Here is a 19,512-nt window from a genome sequence, read left to right as displayed (position 1 = left end):
GCTACGACGATTGATGGGCGTAGCCGCTCAGATCGTAGTTTCTTGATTTAGTTCCATCGAATTACGCAACAAAGCCACTTAAATGCCGCCTTAATACAGTGTTAACGGTTGGAGAGACATGAAAAAGCTAGCCCATGAGATATGGATATTTGACGGAGATCCCGTCCAATTTTTAGGACTCCCATACACCACTCGTATGACTATTGTTAGGCTTTCTGATGGTGGCCTTTGGATTCATAGTCCAATTAAGTTATCAAATTCGATTAGAGAGCAAATCAACAATCTAGGCCAAGTGAAATACTTAATCGCTCCTAATCATTTACACCACTTGTTCTTATCTGAATGGGTATCTGCCTATCCTAGCGCAGAAGTTTATGGCACAAATGAAGTCATTAAGAAGTGCCGTGATATACACTTTCACGCTTCACTTAACCAAGGCGGTAATGCTTGGAACTCTGAGATTGAACAAGAACTATTTTCTGGCTCTCCATTAATGGAAGAGTGTGTGTTTTATCATCGACTTTCAAAGACCTTAATTGTTACTGACCTCGTCGAGAATTTTTCTGGCCAGGACTTTAACTACTGGCAGCGGTTTGTGGCTAAAGGGGCCGGTATTCTTGCTCCGAATGGAAAAATGCCTTTGGATTGGCGCCTAAGTTTTATGTTTAGCAAACAAGAGGCTCGAAAACACTTAAATAAATTGCTGTCTTGGAAACCTAATATATTGGTTATGGCTCACGGTGAAATCGTCCTTGATAATGCAGACGAGTTCTTACAGCGCTCTTTTAAGTGGCTAGTATGAGACAACATTGAAAACTCACTCAACAGAATAGACAAGAAGCTATTTTAAAACATTAGGCCCTTTTAGCTTAGTCTTAGGGACGAATTTACAGCACTACACGTTATGTTTAACGATAAGCTCCCCTATTCCTCTTAATTGAGCATTATGCAGCAATTTAAAATTCCGTTAGAATTGCACTTCAAAAACTTCAATGCGAAGAATTCTGGACATTGATACGGACATAAGTTCAAGAGTTAACGTAACGCAATAGCAATCTCTTACTAATTATTTTGCATCGAGACATTGGCATACTCCCGAAACAAACCCTTCTACTCTAAAGGTTTTGTTAATAACAGTTGCCATGCTTGTTAGTTATTCTCGTTGAACTCAGTATCTTGAAGTTGTTTGAATATATAAATTTAAAAAAAAGAGACATAAGATGCACAAAAAACTCATCATTCTAAGCTTGCCTATTCTATTAGCTGCATGTGCGGCACCAAAGTATACGGTAGAAACAATCTCGAAAGAAAATCAGAGCAAGGAAATCACCATCGTAAAAGACAACGCCACGCGAGATGTTTTCTTAGATTCGATGCAAGACTGGTGTTTGGATACCGCCCATAAATGCACAGTCGTAAGCGACGGCACGCCTCCTGTTAGCTCTGAGCTGACACTTACTTACGTATCACGCTGGAGCTGGGATTTTAGAACATTTATCGCTGATGCTCAGATCAAAGCCTACAAAAATAACGAAAAAGTAGGACAAGTTGAATTTAAAGCACCAAACAGCGCGAATCCAGATAAATGGGGTAAAGACAACAAACGAATCATTTCGATGATGGATCTGTTATTCGGTAAACAAACCGTGAGTGAGGCTCAATCCAAGATTAAGCTGGGCGAAATGTAATGAGCCGAACAATTGCCCATTTAACAAGCATCATATATTTGTAGAGAAAGATAGGAATGTTTAAGTGACTGAAGTCAAAACCATTGGGCTTTTCTTTATAACCGCCATTGCAGAAATATTAGGCTGCTACTTACCTTATCTCTGGTTAAAGGAAGATAAGTCAGTTTGGCTTTTGGTACCAGCAGCGCTATGCCTTGCTATGTTTGCTTGGCTTCTATCTTTACATCCTACCGCAACTGGCAGAGTTTATGCCGCTTACGGTGGTGTCTATATTTTTGTCGCAATTCTATGGTTGTGGTGTATCGACGGCGTTCAACCAACGCTCTGGGACATAGTGGGGGTTTCTGTCGCTATGCTTGGCATGTCAATCATCATGTTTTCACCCAGAGCATCCTAAACGTAACCGAGGGAAACCCTTACGCTTAGTATTTTGGCTATGTGCTAGATTTATTGATTAATAACATTATGACGTAATTGCTACATAGCCAAAGTATGCTTGGGCTTCACCCCAAAACAGCGCTATTTATAGGAGATACCAATGAACCATGCAGTGAAGGCAAGATTTGATGAGTATCCAAAACATGTGCGTATTCGGATAGAAGAGCTACGAAATATCGTCTTAACTATCGCTTCTGAATTAAAACTGGGGGAAGTTGAAGAATCTCTAAAATGGGGAGAGCCAAGCTACAGTGTGAAAACAGGTAGCCCGGTAAGGATGGATTGGAAACAGAAAACGCCTAGTCGTTATTATCTGTTCTTTAATTGCCAAACTAAGCTCGTCGACACATTCCGCGAACTGTATAGTGACTCACTTGAGTTTCAGGGTAATCGAGCAATAATTCTATCTTTATCCGCTCCTTTGCCAGAAGCTTCAATCAAGACCTGTTTAGAATTAGCATTAACCTATCAAAAGCGAAAGAACTTACCTCTTTTAGGTATGTAAGATCGCTTAATAAAACTATTTACGGCCGATTAACCATATTCAACTACTCTACCTTTGTATCCTTTTTAATGCTTACGCAGTAAAGTTTTAGATTAAGTGGTCACGTTAATAGCGCCGTTACCAAACTAGTAATATCGAAATAAAGAAGAGTTTATGAAATCAAAAATCTTGTTCTTACTTATGCTTGGAGCTCATTTCAATGCTTTTTCAGCGACGAACTATCAAGTCAATGTGGTAGTAACAGAGCCTCAATCAACATTCATTTTTCCGACTTTTGAAATATCCTCTAAAGGAAAAAGCAAAACCAGTTTTGTCGACGGCTGCGCGTACTTAGGAACCCTTTCAGAACCGAGCAAAAATAGCATACAGCTTGAAGCTACCATGTCATGCAACCGAGATGGCGCTACGTCAAGGATGGAAATGCCGGTATTTGTACTCAACTCCGAGGGTCAAAGCGCGAGTTATGATCTTGTAGAAAACGGGGTCGTGATGTGGAAATATTCTGTAGAAGTTAAGCCGTCACTTAAAAAGTGATATATCAGAAATACCAAATAACAATCAGCACTATTAACCGCCGTTTAAGTGTAATAGGTATATTCTTTACGACTTAATGACGTTACTTGTTGCTGCAAGTCTCCAACTCATGTACAAAACAGCCCTAAATTTAATAGGAGCTAAGTGGCATGAATTTAATTGTACGTCAGGTAACTTTAGGTGATGCTGAAGGCATTACAAACGTCCTCAATCCCATCAATATTGAAGGTTTATACACTGTATTAGATACGCCTTTCACACCTGAAGAAGAAAAAGAGTTCATTACTCATTTCCCAGAACGGGGCGTGTTTACAGTCGCTTTATCCGAAAATAGCTCACAAGTCATTGGTTTCCAAAATATCGAGCCCTTTGCACAATATACAAAAGCTTTTGACCATGTTGGCATAATTGGTACGTTTGTTAGTGACGGTGCTCGTGGCCAAGGTGTGTCTAAACAGCTTTTCAAATCGACATTCGAAGTAGCCAAACAAAAGGGTTACGAAAAACTATTTGCGTACGTTCGCAGCGATAATGAGCGAGCGTTATCAGCCTATCTCAAACAAGGCTTTGAAATCGTAGGGACCGCGAAGAAGCATGCAAAAGTTCGTGGGAGATACGTAGACGAAGTCCTCATTGAGAAGTTTTTGTAGGTGTTAAGTCGCTAAACACTAAGCACGCATATAAGAACATTTGAACCAAGACTCAATTTCCGTCGTAGAATTCTCTTTTCTAAAATAGGTTATTTGAAATGAAACTGACCTCGGAAACTGAGTCAAGAATAATAGAAATGGCATGGGAAGACCGCACCCCATATGAGGCTATCGAATTTCAATTTGGTTTGAATGAATCCGACGTGATTCAGTTTATGCGTAGCCGGCTCAAATCAAGTAGCTTTAAATTGTGGCGTAAAAGGGTTTCGGGGCGCAATACAAAACACAACAAGCTACGAAACTCAGACATCATTAGAGGTTATTGCCCAACTCAATATAAGCCGCGATAGCGAACTGCACTTGGCATAAATTTTTATTACGAATCGCAACATTTATCGCCCTACCTTTGAATCAACTCCATGATTGGAGGGGAATAGTCACCACTTAATTCAACCTAGGTGTTTCAGGGCGATAATAAATTCAATGGGAGTCATCTTAACATCCTCAGACGCCATCAAACTAATGATTCCACAGAAAAAATTGATACAAAACGCCCACTAAAAATAACTCAGATTAAGGCGTCATTTAACCCGTGTATCAATCTTCTTTTACCTTCTGTTTAGGCACTAGAATCACTAACCTTCTATTTTATCTTTGAAGGCACAGGCAAAAAGCTGCATGATTAAAAAGGAAAAATAGCTGATAACGGTTTAACAAGCACTCGGAGCTTGGAGGCAATTTTGAACAAATTACTTATGATATTTGCGTTGGTTTCTTTACCTTGCTTGGCCTCTGATGATGTTGAAGATCCCTGCAAAGTAAAAGGCGGTGGCGTTATGGCTGGTTATCAGTGTGTAGAAAAGAAAATGGAATCTGCAGATAAAGAGCTTAACGAAAGTTACAAGGAAGCAATCGCTAGAATAGGTGAGGAAGAAAAAGCACTAAGGGAAACATGGTCTCAGACCGAACTGGTAGAGCCATTTCGAAAGGCCCAAAGAGCTTGGCTAAAATACAGAGACGCCGAATGTGAGTTTACGGGCCTGTCTTCCACGCCCTCACCCTGGCAAGGTGTCCAGATTGAAGAATGTAAGTTAAGAATGACGTTAGAACGCGTCGAATACTTCAATGGTGTATACGTAGGCTAAACGGATTACATCTAACAAAGCACTTCAATAAGATTCGCAACTCTTGGCAATTTCAGTTTAAATGTACTCGGTGTTTAAGATGCAAACGTTCAGGTTGAGTGGTCGCTCCGCTTACTATTTAACTCTGCGTTGTGCGTAAAGCTAATATGGGTGTGAAATAATTATGGAAAAAGACGATTTAGTTGGGCTAGTAGTTAAGTATTTCGAGAAAATAGATGCCGGTGATCCTAGCTATCTGGATCTATTCTCAGAGGATGTTGATTTTTTCTTTCCTAAATTTGGGCAAGCGAAAGGAAAGAGTGCCTTAGTGGAGTTTGGCAATAGGATTGGTAGCTCGTTGATTAATATCTGGCACGACATAGACGGCTTTCAAATAACGACTGCTGGAAACAAGGTCATTGTTGAAGGACAGGAAGGCGGCGTAATGAGTGATGGTACCTCTTGGCCGGACAACAAAGTTTCCACAGGGCGTTTTTGTAGTGTATTTGAGTTTGAAGGAAAAATGATAAGTCGTATGTTTGTGTACGTAGATCCTGACTTCCCGAGTCGAGATTTTGAGAGAATTTCCGTGCTGGCAGGCGAGAACAACGTGCGACAAACTGTTCAAGCCTGAATACTACCGTTACCGCATAGCATCTTTGTTATGCGGTAGTATTCGTAGTTAAGGTGTGTTGAGGGCTTTGATATCGCTTTACTCACACCTTATCAGTGCGTTAGCCACATTCCCTTACTGATAGAAATGCTACTTTCTTCAATCGTCCTGTATTATGATAATGAAAAAGATTGCATTAATTTTAAGATTAAAATGAACCAAAAATTTTTTCTAAAACTACTCCCTGTCCCTTTTCTTCTAGCCGGTTGCCAGTCTACGCAAAGCCAGCTACAGCCTATACCTGAAAACGTATTATCAAACCTATCGACTCAATGGGCAGTGGTAGAGGCCTGTTTTCATTCCGATGCTTATAGCTTAGAGCAATCGGTAAACTATCGAGAGGCCATTAACTATTCTTTTTCTACTTGGCTAGTCGATCAGTCCGATATCGATCAGTCGGTAAATGAAGCTCGTGTAGCGTTATCAGAATATCAGTCTCAGAATGATGGTTTAGGAACAACATGTAAGGATTGGCACCTATCCCTAGAATCTGGATTGCGAGAAGTTAACAATCATAAGAATCAAGTGGCGATAGACCAACAGCGAGCACATGAAATACATAAAGCAAACGCTTCTAAACCTGTGACGTATTCAACACCAGCATCTACTTCGACTAGTAATGTTGTTCACTGTTACAAATTGGAAGACGTTAGCTTGAATAAGAACATTCAAACCTTTAATGGAATGATATGCCCTATAGGCTGGCTTAAATATTATGGCTATTAATGTATTTGATTAATACAGGACTTAAGAATGAACTCTAAGTTTAATTTTTAGTTCAAGATTGGGTTTCTTGTTTACAATGTTATGTTTCCAGTTGGATTACCGTATTCGAATAGATTGACGAAGTTAATCAATATATGTGTATTGATGCTTACTTTTTATCGAGTTATCTTTGTTTGATAGCCATTAAAACGAGTAAGGAAACAAAGTGACTGTGTTAACAAAAGGCATACACCACGTAGGTTTAACCGTATCTAACCTAGAAGCAAGCGCGAAGTTTTTCACTGAACAATTAGGTTGGAGTGAAGTAAAAAGAAATCCAGACTACCCGGCAATATTTGTGTGTGATGGGCATATCATGCTTACACTATGGGCGGCTAAGGCTGATGCCGCCACTCCATTTGACAGAAAAACGAATATTGGTTTGCATCACTTAGCTTTACTCGTAGAGACTGAGAAGCAACTCTATGAGTTGCGTGATCAATTTATGGCGTCGGGAATCGAAATTGAGTTTGGTCCCGAGCTTGTTAAAACAGGACCCGCAAAACATTTAATGTGTTACGACCCAAGTGGTATTAGGGTTGAGTTTTTCTGGGCGGGCTCATAAAACAAACATAACAAAGTTTTATAATAGGGATTTGGTACACATGGCATTGTTAGTTTGCACCGCCTTTGGTATTTAAGGTGCTTAGCAGAAGCTTGTGTATCGAATGCCCCTCCCCTCCTACTACAGATTTTGCGACTTACGAGTAAGTCCAAAAGGATAAATGTTATGTATAAAATCGGCGTTGTTTTATTTGATGATTTCACGGATGTCGATTTCTTTCTTATGTATGACTTGCTGGGGCGCACAACCGACAGTTGGACAGTAAGTATACTTGGAACTAAATCTGAACATCATTCCCACCTCGGTATGAAAGTTAAAACAGACGGACACCTTTCTGAGGTGACGAATCAAGATGTCGTTCTTATTACAAGCGGCAAACGGGGTATTCCAGCCGCTTTAAAAGATGCTGAATTTATGTCGGCGTTGAATCTTGATCCAAATAGGCAGCTAATAGGTTCGATTTGTGCGGGATCATTCATCCTCCATGAACTCGGTTTACTAAAAGGCAAGCGATTAACAACAAACCCAGATGCAAAGGACGTTCTACAAAGTATGGGAGGAGATGTTCAGGATCTGCCTCTCGTGATAGACGGTAATGTAGCGACGGCTGGTGGCTGTCTTTCACTGATGTATCTAATTGGTTGGTTAACAGAGCGGCTATTTGACTCAAACAAACGAAAAGCTATACAAAATCAATTGATACCTGCTGGGCAATTAGCTCTATTTGAAGAGCTTATTGCCACAACTATTCAATCAGCAGAGTTAGCAAGCTCGGATAACAAGGCGTTAAATAATCATTCATAACATGTGGTGTTTTACATTACGTTAGTTTTAGTGTTTAGGGTAAGTCACACATCAGTCTTGTGTGACTTACCCTTGAACATAACGCCACTTGGGGAAATTAACTTACAGGGAGTAAATCAATTGGTAAAAATGTACGGTTCTGAAGAGACAAGAGCGTTTTGCTGTAATTGTAAAGAAGTAACGCTACATCGGTACGAAAGCTTCTCTAAAGCGCAGGAAAAGACCGAGAAAAAAGCTAAAGGTTTCTTCTCAGGTCTATTTGCAGCAATAATTAGCTCATTAATGGAAGGCGAAGCGACTGGTGACTACAAATGTACAATATGCGGCACCAATCTTCACACGCCAGATAATTTAGATTAATAGTCAGTGTCTCTAATGCCACGGCTAGTGGCACGCAACATGATTTATAGACGGCTCTAGTGGGTTTGAAGCGTATGCACCTTATGCATTGCATTTAGGGTTTGAGGTTGTGTTGCGGATCAAGTAGTGCGCTTTTATCTCTGACAAGGGGCTAAAGCAGAGCAAAAACAAGGGACAAGAAAAGAAGTAGTTTTACTTGAGTATCAATGAATTACAGACACAAAAAAGCCCACCAAAAGGTGGGCTTTTTTAAAATTTGGTGGGTCCGGGCGAACTCGAATCGCCGACCCCTACCATGTCAAGGTAGTACTCTAACCAACTGAGCTACGGACCCAAATTTTTATGTTCCTAACCATTCAATTCAGAATGGTGCGTCCGAGTGGACTCGAACCACCGACCCCCGCCATGTCAAGGCGATACTCTAACCAGCTGAGCTACGGACGCATTTCTCTGGAACGACGAGGATATTAGCTATAAGCGAACGACGGTGCAAGCACAAATTTACCAACTTTGAACCGTTTGGCGAAAATGTAAACTCAACACGCGTTTTCAGATGATTTTATCGACAAGGACTGAGCCTGCAGGGTTTAAAAGTGTGATCTATATAACTTTTATTATCTCACTTAATTGTCGTAAGGCACTTCACTGAGCATCCAAATCTGTAAGGTTTGCGATACCTTAGGGCAAGTGCCGAACAAAATCTGATATTTAGGTTTAAATGGTTCGCCGATATAGGTTGTACGAATCAACTCTCCTGTTTTGACGTCCACTTGAGTGCTCACCCTGCCTTTGAAGTTTTGAAATATGACAAACTGCTCACTGTGGTAAACCATTTGCTCTCGGTAAAACAAGAAATGATCTTGGGGTGTCTCTGTCAATTCACACTCCAGTGGTTTCAAATTAGGTATCGCACTAACATTAGATGCGATGAACAATGCTGACAAAATCCATCCGTATCGCATATGGCTGCCCTATTCTGCACTCTTTTTCAAAGTATAGGTCTTGCCTTGAGGACAGATACAAAAAAGGCTTTGATCATCTCTAATCAAAGCCCCTTATTTCTGCAGGTTAATTGTCGTGTTTAGTCGTCCGCCTCAAACACAACGTTATAATTTTCGGTGTATGTACAATTCGGCTGACGGCTACAAGTAAAGAAACGTCTCCCTTTGAACTCACCTTGGCTTGCGGTTTTAATGATCATCGGACTGCCGCATTTTTTGCAAAAGCGCACTTCTTTATCAGGCTCAATCAAATCAATGTGTGCCGCAAGCAAACGACGTAATCGCCCAACTTGATAACTGTGCTTTACCGAGGCGCCAATTAAAGGCAGGTTGGCCGTCTTACAAACATGAATCAATAACTTTTGTCTTTCTATCTTACCCTTGTTTAGCTCCTGCCCATTATCCAATTCAACGATAACGCGCGGCTCTAGTGTCCTTGGGTCACAAATAACGTAATCAAAATAGCTTCGAGATATACGATTGTTCGCGACAAAAAACTGCTTCTTATTTTTGATTTCTTTTGGCGTAACCAAACTGGACATGTTTACTTTCGCGAATACTACGGCATGCTCCCCGACCGCAGCTCTTAACGCATTATAGAACGCACCCTCTTGACCTCTGAGCAGAGGGCCTTTCGAGCGATAAGGATAATCACGCGTGTCATCGTGCTTAATCACGTACTTTTGAATAACAAAGAAGAATAAAACCAGAAGAACAACAATGATAAAAATGTTGGTCATAAATAAAGTGCATCCAAAACAACTCGTTGCTCAAAGCGTAAATGGAAATGTTATGCAGAGCAACAAAACCTCGCAATTTTGAGGCGCCACGACGATAGCGAGAAACAGAAAATTTTGCTCACCAATAAAAACAAGCCAATCACACACTTGGATTGGCTCGTTTAAATTTTGTTAATACATTATGTATGCTAAGAATCAACTATTAGCGTCTGGCTGATTCTCTGGCATCGCATCAATAAAAGCGGGCAGTTGATTGCATGACTGCACAACAGCGTTAATGGTTGGATAAAGAGAGGTATCTACACCAAAGCGTTGTGCGTTATAAAATTGTGGTACCAGACAAATATCGACAATAGATGGCGAGCTTGTCAGGCTAAACTTGCAATCACCATTTAGTTTACGATGCTTCTGAAGTTTCTCTTCTAATGCTGTAAAACCTTTGTGGATCCAGTGATGAATCCAAGCGACTTTGCGCTCTGGCTCGCAAGCTAACTCCCCCTCTAAATACTGTAGAACTCTCAAGTTATTCAGGGGATGAATCTCCATTGCAATATCCTGAGCCAAAGCTAGCGCTTGGTATCGAAGCGGCGTTTGCTCGGGGATCACAGTGACATCCGGGTAGTGTTCTTCTAAGTATTGAATGATCGCCAGTGACTGGGTTAACTGAACCTCCCCATCCACCAGCAAAGGAACCAGTTCAGAAGCGTTTAACTCATGGTACTCGTCACTATGTTGTTCGCCACCATTGCGCACCAAGTGTACCGATTTTGAATCATACGATAACTCTTTAAGATTCAAGCAAATACGCACACGATACGCCGCCGATGATCGCCAGTATCCGTATAAAATCATGCTATCGCTCATATCGTCTCCCAACCAGCACTATTAGTGCTTGAGATATTGGCTAACTTGTTGGTCAATCGAACCGAATATGTTGTTGCCATCCGCATCGAACATTTCCAATCTGATTGAATCTCCAAACGACATAAAGTTAGTCGACGGCTTACCATCACGAATGGTTTCAATCATGCGAACTTCCGCGATACATGAATAACCAACACCACCCTCCTCAATCGAAGTGCCATGTTCGGTGCCTTGCTTATTAGATACCGTGCCAGAACCTATAATTGCCCCAGCAGATAGCGGGCGCGTTTTAGTCGCATGAACAATTAAGTCTGCAAAATCAAACGTCATATCGATACCCGCATTTGGGCGACCAAACGGCTTGTGGTTGTAGGTCGAGAGCAATGGTAAATGCACTTTGCTTTCGTACCACGCTTCGCCGAGTTCGTCAGGTGTTACTGCCACAGGAGAAAACGCAGAAGAAGGTTTAGATTGGAAAAAACCAAACCCTTTAGCTAACTCTGCCGGAATTAGGCCACGTAGTGAGACATCATTCACCAGCATGATCAAACGAATCGACTCCTGAGCCTCTGCAACACTCGCGCCCATTGGTACGTCACCAGTTACCACAGCAACTTCACCTTCGAAATCAATACCCCATTCATCACTCGCAAACTCGATGTTGTCACAAGGACCAATAAAGGCATCAGAGCCTCCTTGGTACATCAACGGATCCGTCCAAAAACTCTCTGGCATTTCAGCGCCGCGAGCTTTTCGAACCAACTCAACGTGGTTTACGTAAGCACTGCCATCAGCCCACTGATAAGCGCGAGGAAGCGGCGACTCACAGTAGTGCGCTTCAAACTCTTCATACCCTGCAACCGTGCCATTGTTCAGTGCAACGTATAGCTCTTCCAGTTGTGGTGCTAGCGTATCCCAGTTATCAAGCGCCACCTGCATCGTCGGAGCTAAGTTCATGGGGTGGAAAATTTCTGTCGCAGGTACGCAGCGCGTTAAGTCTTTGCTCACGACCATCAACAAACCGTCACGAGTGCCATTTTTCTTGGTTGCTAATTTCATCCTTGCCTCTTACTTCTCTTGCCAGCTATAGACGTATTCTTTGTTTTCTACTTTTTCCAGCTCATCCGCAAACTGAAGTGCGTGACGCGTATCGATCATGACCGCAACTTCGTCGGTGAAAGTCTTCTTGTGCTCTCGCCCTGCTTTGAATGCTTTCGGGTGAGGGCCATGTGTAAATCCTGCTGGATGGAATGTCACCATACCTGCTTCAATGTTGTCACGGCTGAAGAAATCACCTGCATGGTAGAACAAGACTTCGTCATAATCGTCATTGTTGTGGTAGAACGGTACTTTGAGCGCTCCAGGATCACTTTCAATTGGACGAGGAACGAAGGTACACACCACAAATCCTGCTCCTACAAATGTAGTATGTGCAGAAGGCGGTAAATGGTAACGATGTGACATAAGTGGACGAATATCACGCCAGTTCACTTTTACTACCGCCAAATCACCATGCCAGCCAATCGCATCCAGCGGGTTGAATGGGTAAGTGATAACACTGACTTTATCGTGGCGTTTCACCTGAACCTGTGTTTGATTCTCAGAATATTGAGCACGGAACTGATCGTTGATCGACGGCGTTTCTAAAACCGCCGGATCAAACACCGCGTGGTTTCCAACCATGCCTTTTTCGGGCAATGTATAAGCCGCATCGGTGTTTTCGATCATCAGAATGAACATCGGCTCGCTTGGCTCTAAACGCCAGCTCGTTGAGCGAGGGATCATGACATAATCCCCTTCGCTCACTTTCAAATGACCATAATCACAGTAGAGATCTGCCGTACCTTGGTGGATGAATAGCAGTTCGTCGCCATCAGCGTTTCTCACCAAGAAATCCATTTTTTCATCCATACGCCAAACACGAACTTTACAATTCGCGTTGTGTAATAGATGCGGGACTGCCCACGGGGTAATATGGCTGACTTTCTCCACTAGATTAAAATCGAACGCTCGTGGACGTAGCTCGCCCTCCCACTCAGACCACCCCGTTGGGGCATGTTGATGATGAAAATGTGTTGCGGGGCCGAAGAAGCCACTTCGACCTGCCTCACGTTCATAAATTGCCTCTTCCGGGAAGTCAGCATGTGCTTGTTTAGAGCAGACTCCCTCCCGATGAGGGAATGTGATCCATTTATGCATCGCTCAATACTCCTCGGCGAATTTGGTCTTCTTCTATCGATTCAAACAACGCTTTGAAGTTACCCTCGCCAAAGCCTTCATTGCCTTTACGTTGGATGATTTCGAAGAACACAGGGCCGATAACGGTTTGAGTAAAGATTTGTAGCAAGATGCCATCTTTCGTTGGCGCACCATCAATAAGAATCTGCAAATCACGAAGCTTGCTTACATCTTCACCGTGGCCTTCAACACGCTGATCGACTTTCTCGTAATAAGTATCTGGCGTTGGCATAAAGTCCATGCCTCGCTCACGCAAGGTTTTGACCGTTTCGTAGATGTCGTCTGTGGTCAATGCGATGTGTTGAATACCTTCGCCATTGTATTCACGGATAAACTCTTCAATCTGTGATTTATCATCTGACGACTCATTGATAGGAATTCGGATCTTGCCGCAAGGTGCGGTCATCGCACGGCTGACAAGACCAGTCAGCTTACCTTCGATATCGAAATAACGAATTTCGCGGAAGTTACCAATGCGCTCATAGAAACCAGACCAGACATCCATGTTGCCTTGCTTAACGTTGTGCGTTAAGTGGTCGATTTCGTAAAGACCAACATTCGCTTTTGATAAACGCTCATCAGCATCATCATAAAAACGAAAATCGACATCATAAATACTCTGCTTTCCATAACGGTCGACAAAATAAAGCAAGCTTTCACCGATGCCATAAATAGCAGGAATGCTTAGCTCCATCGGCCCAATTTCCGTTTTATATTCTTTACCGCCATTCTCTAACGCATGCGCCAGAGCAACGGTGGCGTCTTTCACACGAAATGCCATGCCACAAACCGACGGACCGTGAACTTTGGCGAATCCCTCAGCTTGGCTATGCGGCTGCGCATTCACAATAAAGCTAATGTCACCTTGTCGATATAACCACGCTTCTTTTGAGCGATGCTTTGCAATCTCCGCAAAACCTAACGATATAAACAGATCTTTAAGCTGTTGAATGCCTTTGTTGTCTGCAGCGGTATATTCAACAAACTCAAATCCGTCTGTTCCTAGTGGGTTATATGCATCAACCATGACTTTCTCCTTGTCTCAGTAGCTTTTGTTTGGACTTATTTGTCTAACTTGGCGCAGGTCTTGAGAAATTGGAATACGTGGGGAGAAATCTTTATCTTGGCGACTTTTACGCATAATTGTAAAATATATGTTACACACAGAAGGCGCATCGAATCCACTTTCGCAAAAATCAAACAAATTGCTTATTTTCAATACATTAGATTGATATTTTCGGCTTTACGCCAACATGAAAAATGTAAACAAGTTGTTACTTTGGCATTTTATCTTGGCAACGTAGCTCAAAAAGTAAAAGAGGGATAGAAAGCCTATTGCCCCCTATTTCTATCTGCTTCATTCATTTGGTCCTACAAAACATCAAAAGTAATGTTTCGTGACGCTTCATACAGTTCGAAAGGCTCATCGGTCAGAATCGTGTCATGGATACCCCTTTATTGATTCACCTCAGTTTTATTCAAAAGTAACTGTGCCATAAGTGGTGCTCTGTTCCCTATCGAGCCGAGCCACAAGGCTTCACGCTCGATCAGAAAAAGAGACATCTAATGACACACATCAATCAAGAACGCTTAGTTGAACACTTTTGCCAACTAGTACGTATCGACAGCGAATCAAAAAACGAAAAACAAATTGCAGAAACACTGGCAGAACAGCTAGGCGAGCTAGGCTTTACCGTACGCAAACTTCCAGTACCTGAGCACATTTCTAACGGTTTTAACGTGTACGCCCGTTTAGACGGCAAAAAAGACGGCTCTATTCTAATGAGCTGTCATATGGATACGGTCACTCCAGGTATTGGCATTGAGCCAATCATCGAAGACGGCGTTATCCGTTCAAAAGGCAATACGATTCTTGGTGGCGATGATAAATCTGGTATTGCTGCCATCATGGAAGCCGTTCGTTGTATTCAAGCGGAAAACCGTGAGCACAAAACGTTAGAACTTGCTTTCACCGTGTATGAAGAAGGCGGTTTATTCGGTTCACAATACTTCGATATGTCACACGTCACTTCAACGGAAGCAATCGTGTTAGACACAGGTGGCCCTATTGGCACCATTGTGACCGCAGCCCCAGGCCAGCAAAAGATCATGGCAAAAATCAAAGGCCGACCAGCACACGCAGGGCTTGCGCCAGAAGAAGGCATCAGTGCGATCATGGTGGCGGCAGATGCCATCAACCAAATGAAGCTACTTCGCATCGACGAAGAAACGACAGCCAACATCGGTATAGTTAACGGCGGTCAGGCCACAAACATTGTTATGCCTGAATTAAAAATCGTGGCAGAAGCACGCTCCCTGAATGGCGATAAACTAGATGCTCAGGTCAATCATATGATCTCAACATTAGAGTCTGTCTGTAAAAAACACGGTGCAGAAGTCGAAATTGAATCTAGCCGAGCCTACGACGCTTTTGTTATTGAAGAAAACCACCCACACGTAAACGCTATAAAAACAGCGTTTTCAGAGTTGGGAATTGACGCCTTCACAAAAGGCACTGGCGGCGGTAGCGATGCCAATAACTTTAACAAGAAAGGTCTCACAACGGTCAACCTTTCAACTGGCATGGCAAAAGTACACACGACAGAAGAGTTTATCGCGGTAAGTGATATGGTCAAAATCACTGAGTTCGTGAAACATTTCCTAGTCAGTTAACGTCGTGCCTTTTGAAGAGCAGACTGACTATCTTCCCCTTCTAGCCTGTGCTTGAAGGGGATTTTAATTTGTATCGAAGCAAAATTACTTCCCGTCATGCCAACTTGATATCAGATCTTCAAAGAAATTCCCCTAGCTCACTTTTTGAGACCCGACAGCTCAACACCTGACACCCTGTTACAGTAATGTTAAAACTCGATTGTGTAGACAATTTATACAATATACATTTTTGGCATCTTTCAGGATGAAAAGAGTGAGACAAGGATGAAATTACCTAAGTTGCTTTTATTAGCGTCGATGATGAGTCCAATACTGGCAACATCAAGCTATGCCGCGCCGTATCCCGTAGGTGTGACCCTCGATGAGACACAAGAAATTACGCTAAACAATGGGGCTGAAGTTACTTCTATTGACCCAGCCAAGCAAGCCGCAGAGCCCGCTTTTAATCTTGGTCGAGACCTGTTTGAAGGTCTGGTCATTCAAGATAAGCAAGGTAAAACCATTCCTGGTGTTGCTGAGTCTTGGTCAGTCAATGACAACAATACGGTTTATACCTTCCACTTACGTGATGCAAAATGGTCAAATGGCGAAACAGTCACTGCACAAGATTTTGTCTACAGCTGGCAACGCTTACTGAATCCAAGCACTGCTTCACCCTACGCTTGGTTTGCGGCCATTCCAAATATCGAAAACTCGCAAGCCATTATGAAAGGCGACGCCGCACCCGAGTCCTTGGGCGTGAAGGCGCTGGATGAAAAAACGTTCCAGGTAACACTCGAAGAGCCTATTCCCTTCTTTACGAAACTATTAAGTCATCCAGTGCTTGCCCCCGTTCATAAAGCGACCATTGAAAAACATGGCAACCGTTGGACCCAGCCTGAGCATATCGTTACAAATGGTGCGTTTACTGTCTCTGAATGGAAAGTTAACGAAAAACTGGTGATGGTTAAAAATCCACATTATTGGGACGCAAGCAATGTAGTGCTGGAAAAAGTCACCTGGCTACCAATTGGTGATGCAAACGTAGTGCTAAACCGCTACCTAGCTGGTGAGATAGACCAAGCGGTTTCCATTCCTGCCGCTCAGAAGAAAAAGTTAATTCAACAACGCCCACAAGAAGTGGCAAGCAACAGTGCGTCTCTTGGCTCCACATTCTATTACCTCAACACTCAACAAGGACCAACAAAAGACGTGCGAGTTCGTAAAGCCCTCTCATATGCCATTGACCGTCAACTGTTAACGAGTGCTATTTTGAGAAACGGTGGGGTTCCAATGTATACCCTTGTGCCACCTCAAACAGATGGTTTTAAATCTCACACTCCTGAGTTCGCAACTTGGAACCGCCATAAACGTATCGAAAAAGCGCAGCAATTACTGTCAGAAGCTGGATACGATAAAAGCAATCCGCTTAAGTTAACCTTTACCGTACCAACTTTCTCGATGGACGTAAAAATGGCAACCACCATGGCAGGCATGTGGAAAAGCCGATTGGGTGCGCAAGTCACGATAAAACAGCTAGAACCGAAAGTGTTCTACGCACTTAAAGAGCCGACCGACATTACTCGCGGCGGCTGGACGGCCGACTACAATGAAGCCTCTACATGGTTGGATATCTTCGTTTCTAGTGGCGAGTACAACGATTCTCGTTATAACAACCCGCAATACGACGAGTTAATGGCTCGCTCAAAGACCATGAGCAACCCATCAGAACTGTATCTACAAGCAGAAAGCATGCTGATTGAAGACATGGCCATTATTCCTATTTATCGTCCGGGTAACGATCAATACCTCATCAAGCCTTACGTGGGCGGCTACGAACTGACAAACCCTGAGTCGTCGTACTACCGCAAGAATGTCTATGTAAAAGCCCACTAAAAGCATGTTTCGGTCTGAGTCGGCAAGTTCAATGTTTATTTGCCGTTCCTCATATCTCTCGGTGGAGAAGGCAACCTGAGCTCAGACCATTTTTTATTCATAACCGTTCGAAGTGATTTCGGATGACCAAAGGATGATGGATCATGATTTGGTACATTGTTAAGCGATTAGCTATCGCTATCCCCACGCTTCTATTCATCGCACTCGTATCATTTTGGCTGATGCACATTGCACCAGGGGGGCCATTTGATATGGAACGGCCTATGCCAGAGGTGGTACGTGCGAATATCGAAGCAAAATTCCATTTGGACCAGCCCTTCCTTACTCAGTTTTGGATTTACATTGGTAATTTCATACAAGGAGATCTCGGTCCGAGCTTCGTTTATCAAGACTTCAGTGTTACACAGCTCGTCGCACAATCATGGCCAGTTTCAGCAGTATTAGGCGTACTCTCCTTTTGTATTTCCGTTCCACTTGGCATGTTGCTTGGCACCATTGCGGCATTGAACCGAAATAGCCGCCTAGATTACGGCCTGATGACACTTTCGATGACTGGAGTTGTAGTTCCGGCTTTCGTGCTTGCTCCAGTTTTAGTCATGATCTTCGCTATTCAGCTCGGCTGGTTCCCTGCTGGTGGTTGGGAAGGAGGAAAGCTGGCTTTTCTTGTTCTTCCCGTGCTCAGCCTGGCGATTGGCTCCATTGCGAGTATTGCACGCGTCATGCGTGGCGCAATGATTGAAACGCTCAACCAACCATACATTCGAACGGCAAAAGCCAAAGGTTTGTCCACAACCTACATTTTATTCCATCACGCTTTGCGACCATCCCTGATTCCCGTCGTTGCGATGCTCGGCCCTGCGTTTGTGTCTGTCGTGACAGGCTCGGTAATTATCGACATTTTCTTTGGTACAGGTGGCATGGGACAACACTTTGTGTCTGGGGCTCTCAACCGCGACTACGGCCTAGTAATGGGCATTACTCTGATTGTCGCCTCACTCACTATCTTCTTTAACCTTGTGGTCGACTTGCTATATACGATTATCGACCCTCGTATACGCGTTTAGGAGTCCGGCATGTTAACGATAAAAAAACTGGATACACAAGCTCTTCAAGATCAAGTCGTCGACAATATTGAAGCCGTCGAAGGTCGCAGTCTTTGGCAGGATGCATGGACTCGATTTCGTAAAAACAGAGCCGCGATGACATCAGTGTATGTTTTGGCTTTCATTACCTTATGCATCACTTTCGGCCCCTCTCTTGCCGCTTTTGGCCATGATGAAATTGACTGGGAAGTGCTCATCGATCCATACGAGCTAGGGAAACCTTCACTGAGCAGTGGCCATTACTTTGGTACCGATGATCTCGGGCAAGATGTTTTCGCTCGCACGATGCAAGGTGGCAGGCTCTCTATTTTGGTAGGTTTTGTTGGCGCCTTAGTCGCCGTTGTTATTGGTACGATTTGGGGAAGTATTTCCGGCTATCTTGGCGGCGTTGTCGATAGCGTAATGATGCGCATTATTGAGGTGCTCGATTCGGTGCCATTTATGTTTATGGTTATCCTGTTTGTTACCCTTTTTGGCAACAACATCTACCTGATTTTTATCGTGATCGGAATGGTATCTTGGCTGGGCATTGCCCGTGTTGTACGTGGTGTCACCTTCGGTCTAAAAAAGCGAGAGTTCATCGAAGCCGCACACTCTATTGGGGTTTCTAAATTGACAATTGTCCGACGCCATGTTCTGCCTAATGTGCTTGGGATCGTGATGGTTTATTCCTCCTTAATGGTACCAGGATTCATTATGTTCGAATCGTTTTTGAGCTTCTTAGGGCTTGGTGTTCAACCACCCGACACGAGCTGGGGAATCCTAATTTCCGAAGGCGCAAAAACGATTGACGTTGCATTGTGGATGCTGCTTTTTCCCTCTCTGTTTTTGGTTGCCACCCTCTTTTGTTTTAACTTCATCGGCGATGGCTTGCGTGATGCTCTTGACCCGAAAGACCGATAAGGACAAACC

General features: G+C 43.2%; 23 protein-coding genes and 2 tRNA genes. 17 read left to right on the top strand and 8 right to left on the bottom strand.

The window, feature by feature from the left end; translation table 11 throughout:
* Window positions 1–118: 118 nt before the first annotated feature.
* The 13 genes from R7E78_RS15905 to R7E78_RS15845 all read left to right on the top strand — a co-directional run bounded on the left by R7E78_RS15905 (window position 119) and on the right by R7E78_RS15845 (window position 8,106).
* Window positions 119–802, top strand: a complete 684-nt coding sequence (locus R7E78_RS15905) for a DUF4336 domain-containing protein (RefSeq protein ID WP_047100677.1) — start codon at window positions 119–121, stop codon at window positions 800–802.
* 418 nt (window positions 803–1,220) lie between these two features.
* Window positions 1,221–1,688, top strand: a complete 468-nt coding sequence (locus tag R7E78_RS15900) for an Sbal_3080 family lipoprotein (RefSeq protein WP_005385757.1) — start codon at window positions 1,221–1,223, stop codon at window positions 1,686–1,688.
* A 64-nt stretch (window positions 1,689–1,752) separates the two neighbouring features.
* On the top strand, window positions 1,753–2,085 hold the full coding sequence (locus tag R7E78_RS15895; protein WP_047100678.1) for a YnfA family protein: 333 nt from the start codon (window positions 1,753–1,755) through the stop codon (window positions 2,083–2,085).
* A 141-nt stretch (window positions 2,086–2,226) separates the two neighbouring features.
* Window positions 2,227–2,631 (top strand): DUF1801 domain-containing protein, encoded by a 405-nt coding sequence (locus R7E78_RS15890; RefSeq protein WP_017633973.1) that lies wholly within the window; start codon window positions 2,227–2,229, stop codon window positions 2,629–2,631.
* Between the two features lie 153 nt (window positions 2,632–2,784).
* Window positions 2,785–3,165 carry a hypothetical protein gene (locus R7E78_RS15885; RefSeq protein ID WP_047100679.1) on the top strand — a complete coding sequence of 127 codons (381 nt, stop codon included), beginning with the start codon at window positions 2,785–2,787 and terminating at the stop codon, window positions 3,163–3,165.
* 149 nt (window positions 3,166–3,314) lie between these two features.
* The gene (locus R7E78_RS15880; RefSeq protein WP_318058042.1) at window positions 3,315–3,815 is read left to right on the top strand and encodes a GNAT family N-acetyltransferase; all 501 of its coding nucleotides are present in this window, start codon (window positions 3,315–3,317) and stop codon (window positions 3,813–3,815) included.
* A gap of 98 nt (window positions 3,816–3,913) precedes the next feature.
* Window positions 3,914–4,165 (top strand): TIGR03643 family protein, encoded by a 252-nt coding sequence (locus R7E78_RS15875; RefSeq protein WP_080960059.1) that lies wholly within the window; start codon window positions 3,914–3,916, stop codon window positions 4,163–4,165.
* Window positions 4,166–4,570: 405 nt separating this feature from the next.
* A complete protein-coding gene (locus tag R7E78_RS15870; protein ID WP_017820912.1) occupies window positions 4,571–4,960 on the top strand; it encodes a lysozyme inhibitor LprI family protein in 390 nt (129 codons plus the stop codon).
* A 163-nt stretch (window positions 4,961–5,123) separates the two neighbouring features.
* Window positions 5,124–5,573: a nuclear transport factor 2 family protein gene (locus R7E78_RS15865; protein WP_047100681.1), complete on the top strand. Its 450-nt coding sequence runs from the start codon at window positions 5,124–5,126 to the stop codon at window positions 5,571–5,573.
* A gap of 192 nt (window positions 5,574–5,765) precedes the next feature.
* Window positions 5,766–6,338 (top strand): hypothetical protein, encoded by a 573-nt coding sequence (locus tag R7E78_RS15860; RefSeq protein WP_235429158.1) that lies wholly within the window; start codon window positions 5,766–5,768, stop codon window positions 6,336–6,338.
* Window positions 6,339–6,543: 205 nt separating this feature from the next.
* On the top strand, window positions 6,544–6,942 hold the full coding sequence (locus tag R7E78_RS15855; protein ID WP_318058041.1) for a VOC family protein: 399 nt from the start codon (window positions 6,544–6,546) through the stop codon (window positions 6,940–6,942).
* A gap of 165 nt (window positions 6,943–7,107) precedes the next feature.
* Window positions 7,108–7,746 (top strand): DJ-1/PfpI family protein, encoded by a 639-nt coding sequence (locus R7E78_RS15850; protein ID WP_047100683.1) that lies wholly within the window; start codon window positions 7,108–7,110, stop codon window positions 7,744–7,746.
* Window positions 7,747–7,875: 129 nt separating this feature from the next.
* Window positions 7,876–8,106 carry a hypothetical protein gene (locus R7E78_RS15845; protein WP_017820907.1) on the top strand — a complete coding sequence of 77 codons (231 nt, stop codon included), beginning with the start codon at window positions 7,876–7,878 and terminating at the stop codon, window positions 8,104–8,106.
* 257 nt (window positions 8,107–8,363) lie between these two features.
* Here R7E78_RS15845 and R7E78_RS15840 read toward each other — a convergent pair.
* From R7E78_RS15840 to hppD, 8 genes are all read right to left on the bottom strand, one after another.
* Window positions 8,364–8,440, bottom strand: a tRNA-Val gene (locus tag R7E78_RS15840).
* A gap of 33 nt (window positions 8,441–8,473) precedes the next feature.
* Window positions 8,474–8,550, bottom strand: a tRNA-Val gene (locus R7E78_RS15835).
* A 179-nt stretch (window positions 8,551–8,729) separates the two neighbouring features.
* Entirely contained in the window at window positions 8,730–9,068 is a 339-nt protein-coding gene (locus R7E78_RS15830) for a hypothetical protein (protein WP_005377830.1), read from the bottom strand.
* Window positions 9,069–9,187: 119 nt separating this feature from the next.
* Window positions 9,188–9,847, bottom strand: coding sequence for a DUF2726 domain-containing protein (locus tag R7E78_RS15825; RefSeq protein WP_047100684.1), 660 nt, complete (start codon window positions 9,845–9,847; stop codon window positions 9,188–9,190).
* A 195-nt stretch (window positions 9,848–10,042) separates the two neighbouring features.
* On the bottom strand, window positions 10,043–10,711 hold the full coding sequence (gene maiA, locus R7E78_RS15820) for a maleylacetoacetate isomerase (protein WP_005377832.1): 669 nt from the start codon (window positions 10,709–10,711) through the stop codon (window positions 10,043–10,045).
* 21 nt (window positions 10,712–10,732) lie between these two features.
* Window positions 10,733–11,770 carry a fumarylacetoacetate hydrolase family protein gene (locus R7E78_RS15815; protein WP_170897123.1) on the bottom strand — a complete coding sequence of 346 codons (1,038 nt, stop codon included), beginning with the start codon at window positions 11,768–11,770 and terminating at the stop codon, window positions 10,733–10,735.
* Window positions 11,771–11,779: 9 nt separating this feature from the next.
* The gene (locus R7E78_RS15810) at window positions 11,780–12,910 is read right to left on the bottom strand and encodes a homogentisate 1,2-dioxygenase (protein WP_213972310.1); all 1,131 of its coding nucleotides are present in this window, start codon (window positions 12,908–12,910) and stop codon (window positions 11,780–11,782) included.
* On the bottom strand, window positions 12,903–13,976 hold the full coding sequence (gene hppD / locus R7E78_RS15805) for a 4-hydroxyphenylpyruvate dioxygenase (RefSeq protein ID WP_005377835.1): 1,074 nt from the start codon (window positions 13,974–13,976) through the stop codon (window positions 12,903–12,905). Before hppD ends, R7E78_RS15810 begins: the two co-directional genes overlap by 8 nt.
* 539 nt (window positions 13,977–14,515) lie before the next feature.
* On the opposite strand from hppD, the gene R7E78_RS15800 reads away from it, so the two are divergent.
* The 4 genes from R7E78_RS15800 to R7E78_RS15785 all read left to right on the top strand — a co-directional run bounded on the left by R7E78_RS15800 (window position 14,516) and on the right by R7E78_RS15785 (window position 19,503).
* Window positions 14,516–15,622 carry a M20/M25/M40 family metallo-hydrolase gene (locus tag R7E78_RS15800; protein WP_054577896.1) on the top strand — a complete coding sequence of 369 codons (1,107 nt, stop codon included), beginning with the start codon at window positions 14,516–14,518 and terminating at the stop codon, window positions 15,620–15,622.
* A gap of 264 nt (window positions 15,623–15,886) precedes the next feature.
* Window positions 15,887–17,497, top strand: coding sequence for a peptide ABC transporter substrate-binding protein (locus R7E78_RS15795; protein ID WP_054577897.1), 1,611 nt, complete (start codon window positions 15,887–15,889; stop codon window positions 17,495–17,497).
* Between the two features lie 143 nt (window positions 17,498–17,640).
* Entirely contained in the window at window positions 17,641–18,561 is a 921-nt protein-coding gene (gene oppB, locus R7E78_RS15790; RefSeq protein WP_005377838.1) for an oligopeptide ABC transporter permease OppB, read from the top strand.
* A 9-nt stretch (window positions 18,562–18,570) separates the two neighbouring features.
* Window positions 18,571–19,503, top strand: a complete 933-nt coding sequence (locus R7E78_RS15785; protein ID WP_005377839.1) for an ABC transporter permease subunit — start codon at window positions 18,571–18,573, stop codon at window positions 19,501–19,503.
* The last annotated feature ends 9 nt before the right edge of the window (window positions 19,504–19,512 follow it).

The sequence above is a fragment of the Vibrio sp. YT-19(2023) genome (assembly GCF_033337395.1).
Note: the sequence above shows the minus strand (reverse complement) of the source record. Positions and strands in the feature narration are given on the sequence as shown.

Excerpts from the sequence above, each read along its gene's own strand:
- R7E78_RS15905 (WP_047100677.1), top strand. The coding sequence starts at position 119 with ATGAAAAAGCTAGCCCATGAGATATGGATATTTGACGGAGATCCCGTC.
- R7E78_RS15900 (WP_005385757.1), top strand. The coding sequence starts at position 1,221 with ATGCACAAAAAACTCATCATTCTAAGCTTGCCTATTCTATTAGCTGCA.
- R7E78_RS15890 (WP_017633973.1), top strand. The coding sequence starts at position 2,227 with ATGAACCATGCAGTGAAGGCAAGATTTGATGAGTATCCAAAACATGTG.
- R7E78_RS15885 (WP_047100679.1), top strand. The coding sequence starts at position 2,785 with ATGAAATCAAAAATCTTGTTCTTACTTATGCTTGGAGCTCATTTCAAT.
- R7E78_RS15880 (WP_318058042.1), top strand. The coding sequence starts at position 3,315 with ATGAATTTAATTGTACGTCAGGTAACTTTAGGTGATGCTGAAGGCATT.
- R7E78_RS15875 (WP_080960059.1), top strand. The coding sequence starts at position 3,914 with ATGAAACTGACCTCGGAAACTGAGTCAAGAATAATAGAAATGGCATGG.
- R7E78_RS15870 (WP_017820912.1), top strand. The coding sequence starts at position 4,571 with ATGATATTTGCGTTGGTTTCTTTACCTTGCTTGGCCTCTGATGATGTT.
- R7E78_RS15865 (WP_047100681.1), top strand. The coding sequence starts at position 5,124 with ATGGAAAAAGACGATTTAGTTGGGCTAGTAGTTAAGTATTTCGAGAAA.
- R7E78_RS15860 (WP_235429158.1), top strand. The coding sequence starts at position 5,766 with ATGAACCAAAAATTTTTTCTAAAACTACTCCCTGTCCCTTTTCTTCTA.
- R7E78_RS15850 (WP_047100683.1), top strand. The coding sequence starts at position 7,108 with ATGTATAAAATCGGCGTTGTTTTATTTGATGATTTCACGGATGTCGAT.
- R7E78_RS15845 (WP_017820907.1), top strand. The coding sequence starts at position 7,876 with ATGTACGGTTCTGAAGAGACAAGAGCGTTTTGCTGTAATTGTAAAGAA.
- R7E78_RS15830 (WP_005377830.1), bottom strand. The coding sequence starts at position 9,068 with ATGCGATACGGATGGATTTTGTCAGCATTGTTCATCGCATCTAATGTT.
- R7E78_RS15825 (WP_047100684.1), bottom strand. The coding sequence starts at position 9,847 with ATGACCAACATTTTTATCATTGTTGTTCTTCTGGTTTTATTCTTCTTT.
- maiA (WP_005377832.1), bottom strand. The coding sequence starts at position 10,711 with ATGAGCGATAGCATGATTTTATACGGATACTGGCGATCATCGGCGGCG.
- R7E78_RS15815 (WP_170897123.1), bottom strand. The coding sequence starts at position 11,770 with ATGAAATTAGCAACCAAGAAAAATGGCACTCGTGACGGTTTGTTGATG.
- R7E78_RS15810 (WP_213972310.1), bottom strand. The coding sequence starts at position 12,910 with ATGCATAAATGGATCACATTCCCTCATCGGGAGGGAGTCTGCTCTAAA.
- hppD (WP_005377835.1), bottom strand. The coding sequence starts at position 13,976 with ATGGTTGATGCATATAACCCACTAGGAACAGACGGATTTGAGTTTGTT.
- R7E78_RS15800 (WP_054577896.1), top strand. The coding sequence starts at position 14,516 with ATGACACACATCAATCAAGAACGCTTAGTTGAACACTTTTGCCAACTA.
- R7E78_RS15795 (WP_054577897.1), top strand. The coding sequence starts at position 15,887 with ATGAAATTACCTAAGTTGCTTTTATTAGCGTCGATGATGAGTCCAATA.
- oppB (WP_005377838.1), top strand. The coding sequence starts at position 17,641 with ATGATTTGGTACATTGTTAAGCGATTAGCTATCGCTATCCCCACGCTT.
- R7E78_RS15785 (WP_005377839.1), top strand. The coding sequence starts at position 18,571 with ATGTTAACGATAAAAAAACTGGATACACAAGCTCTTCAAGATCAAGTC.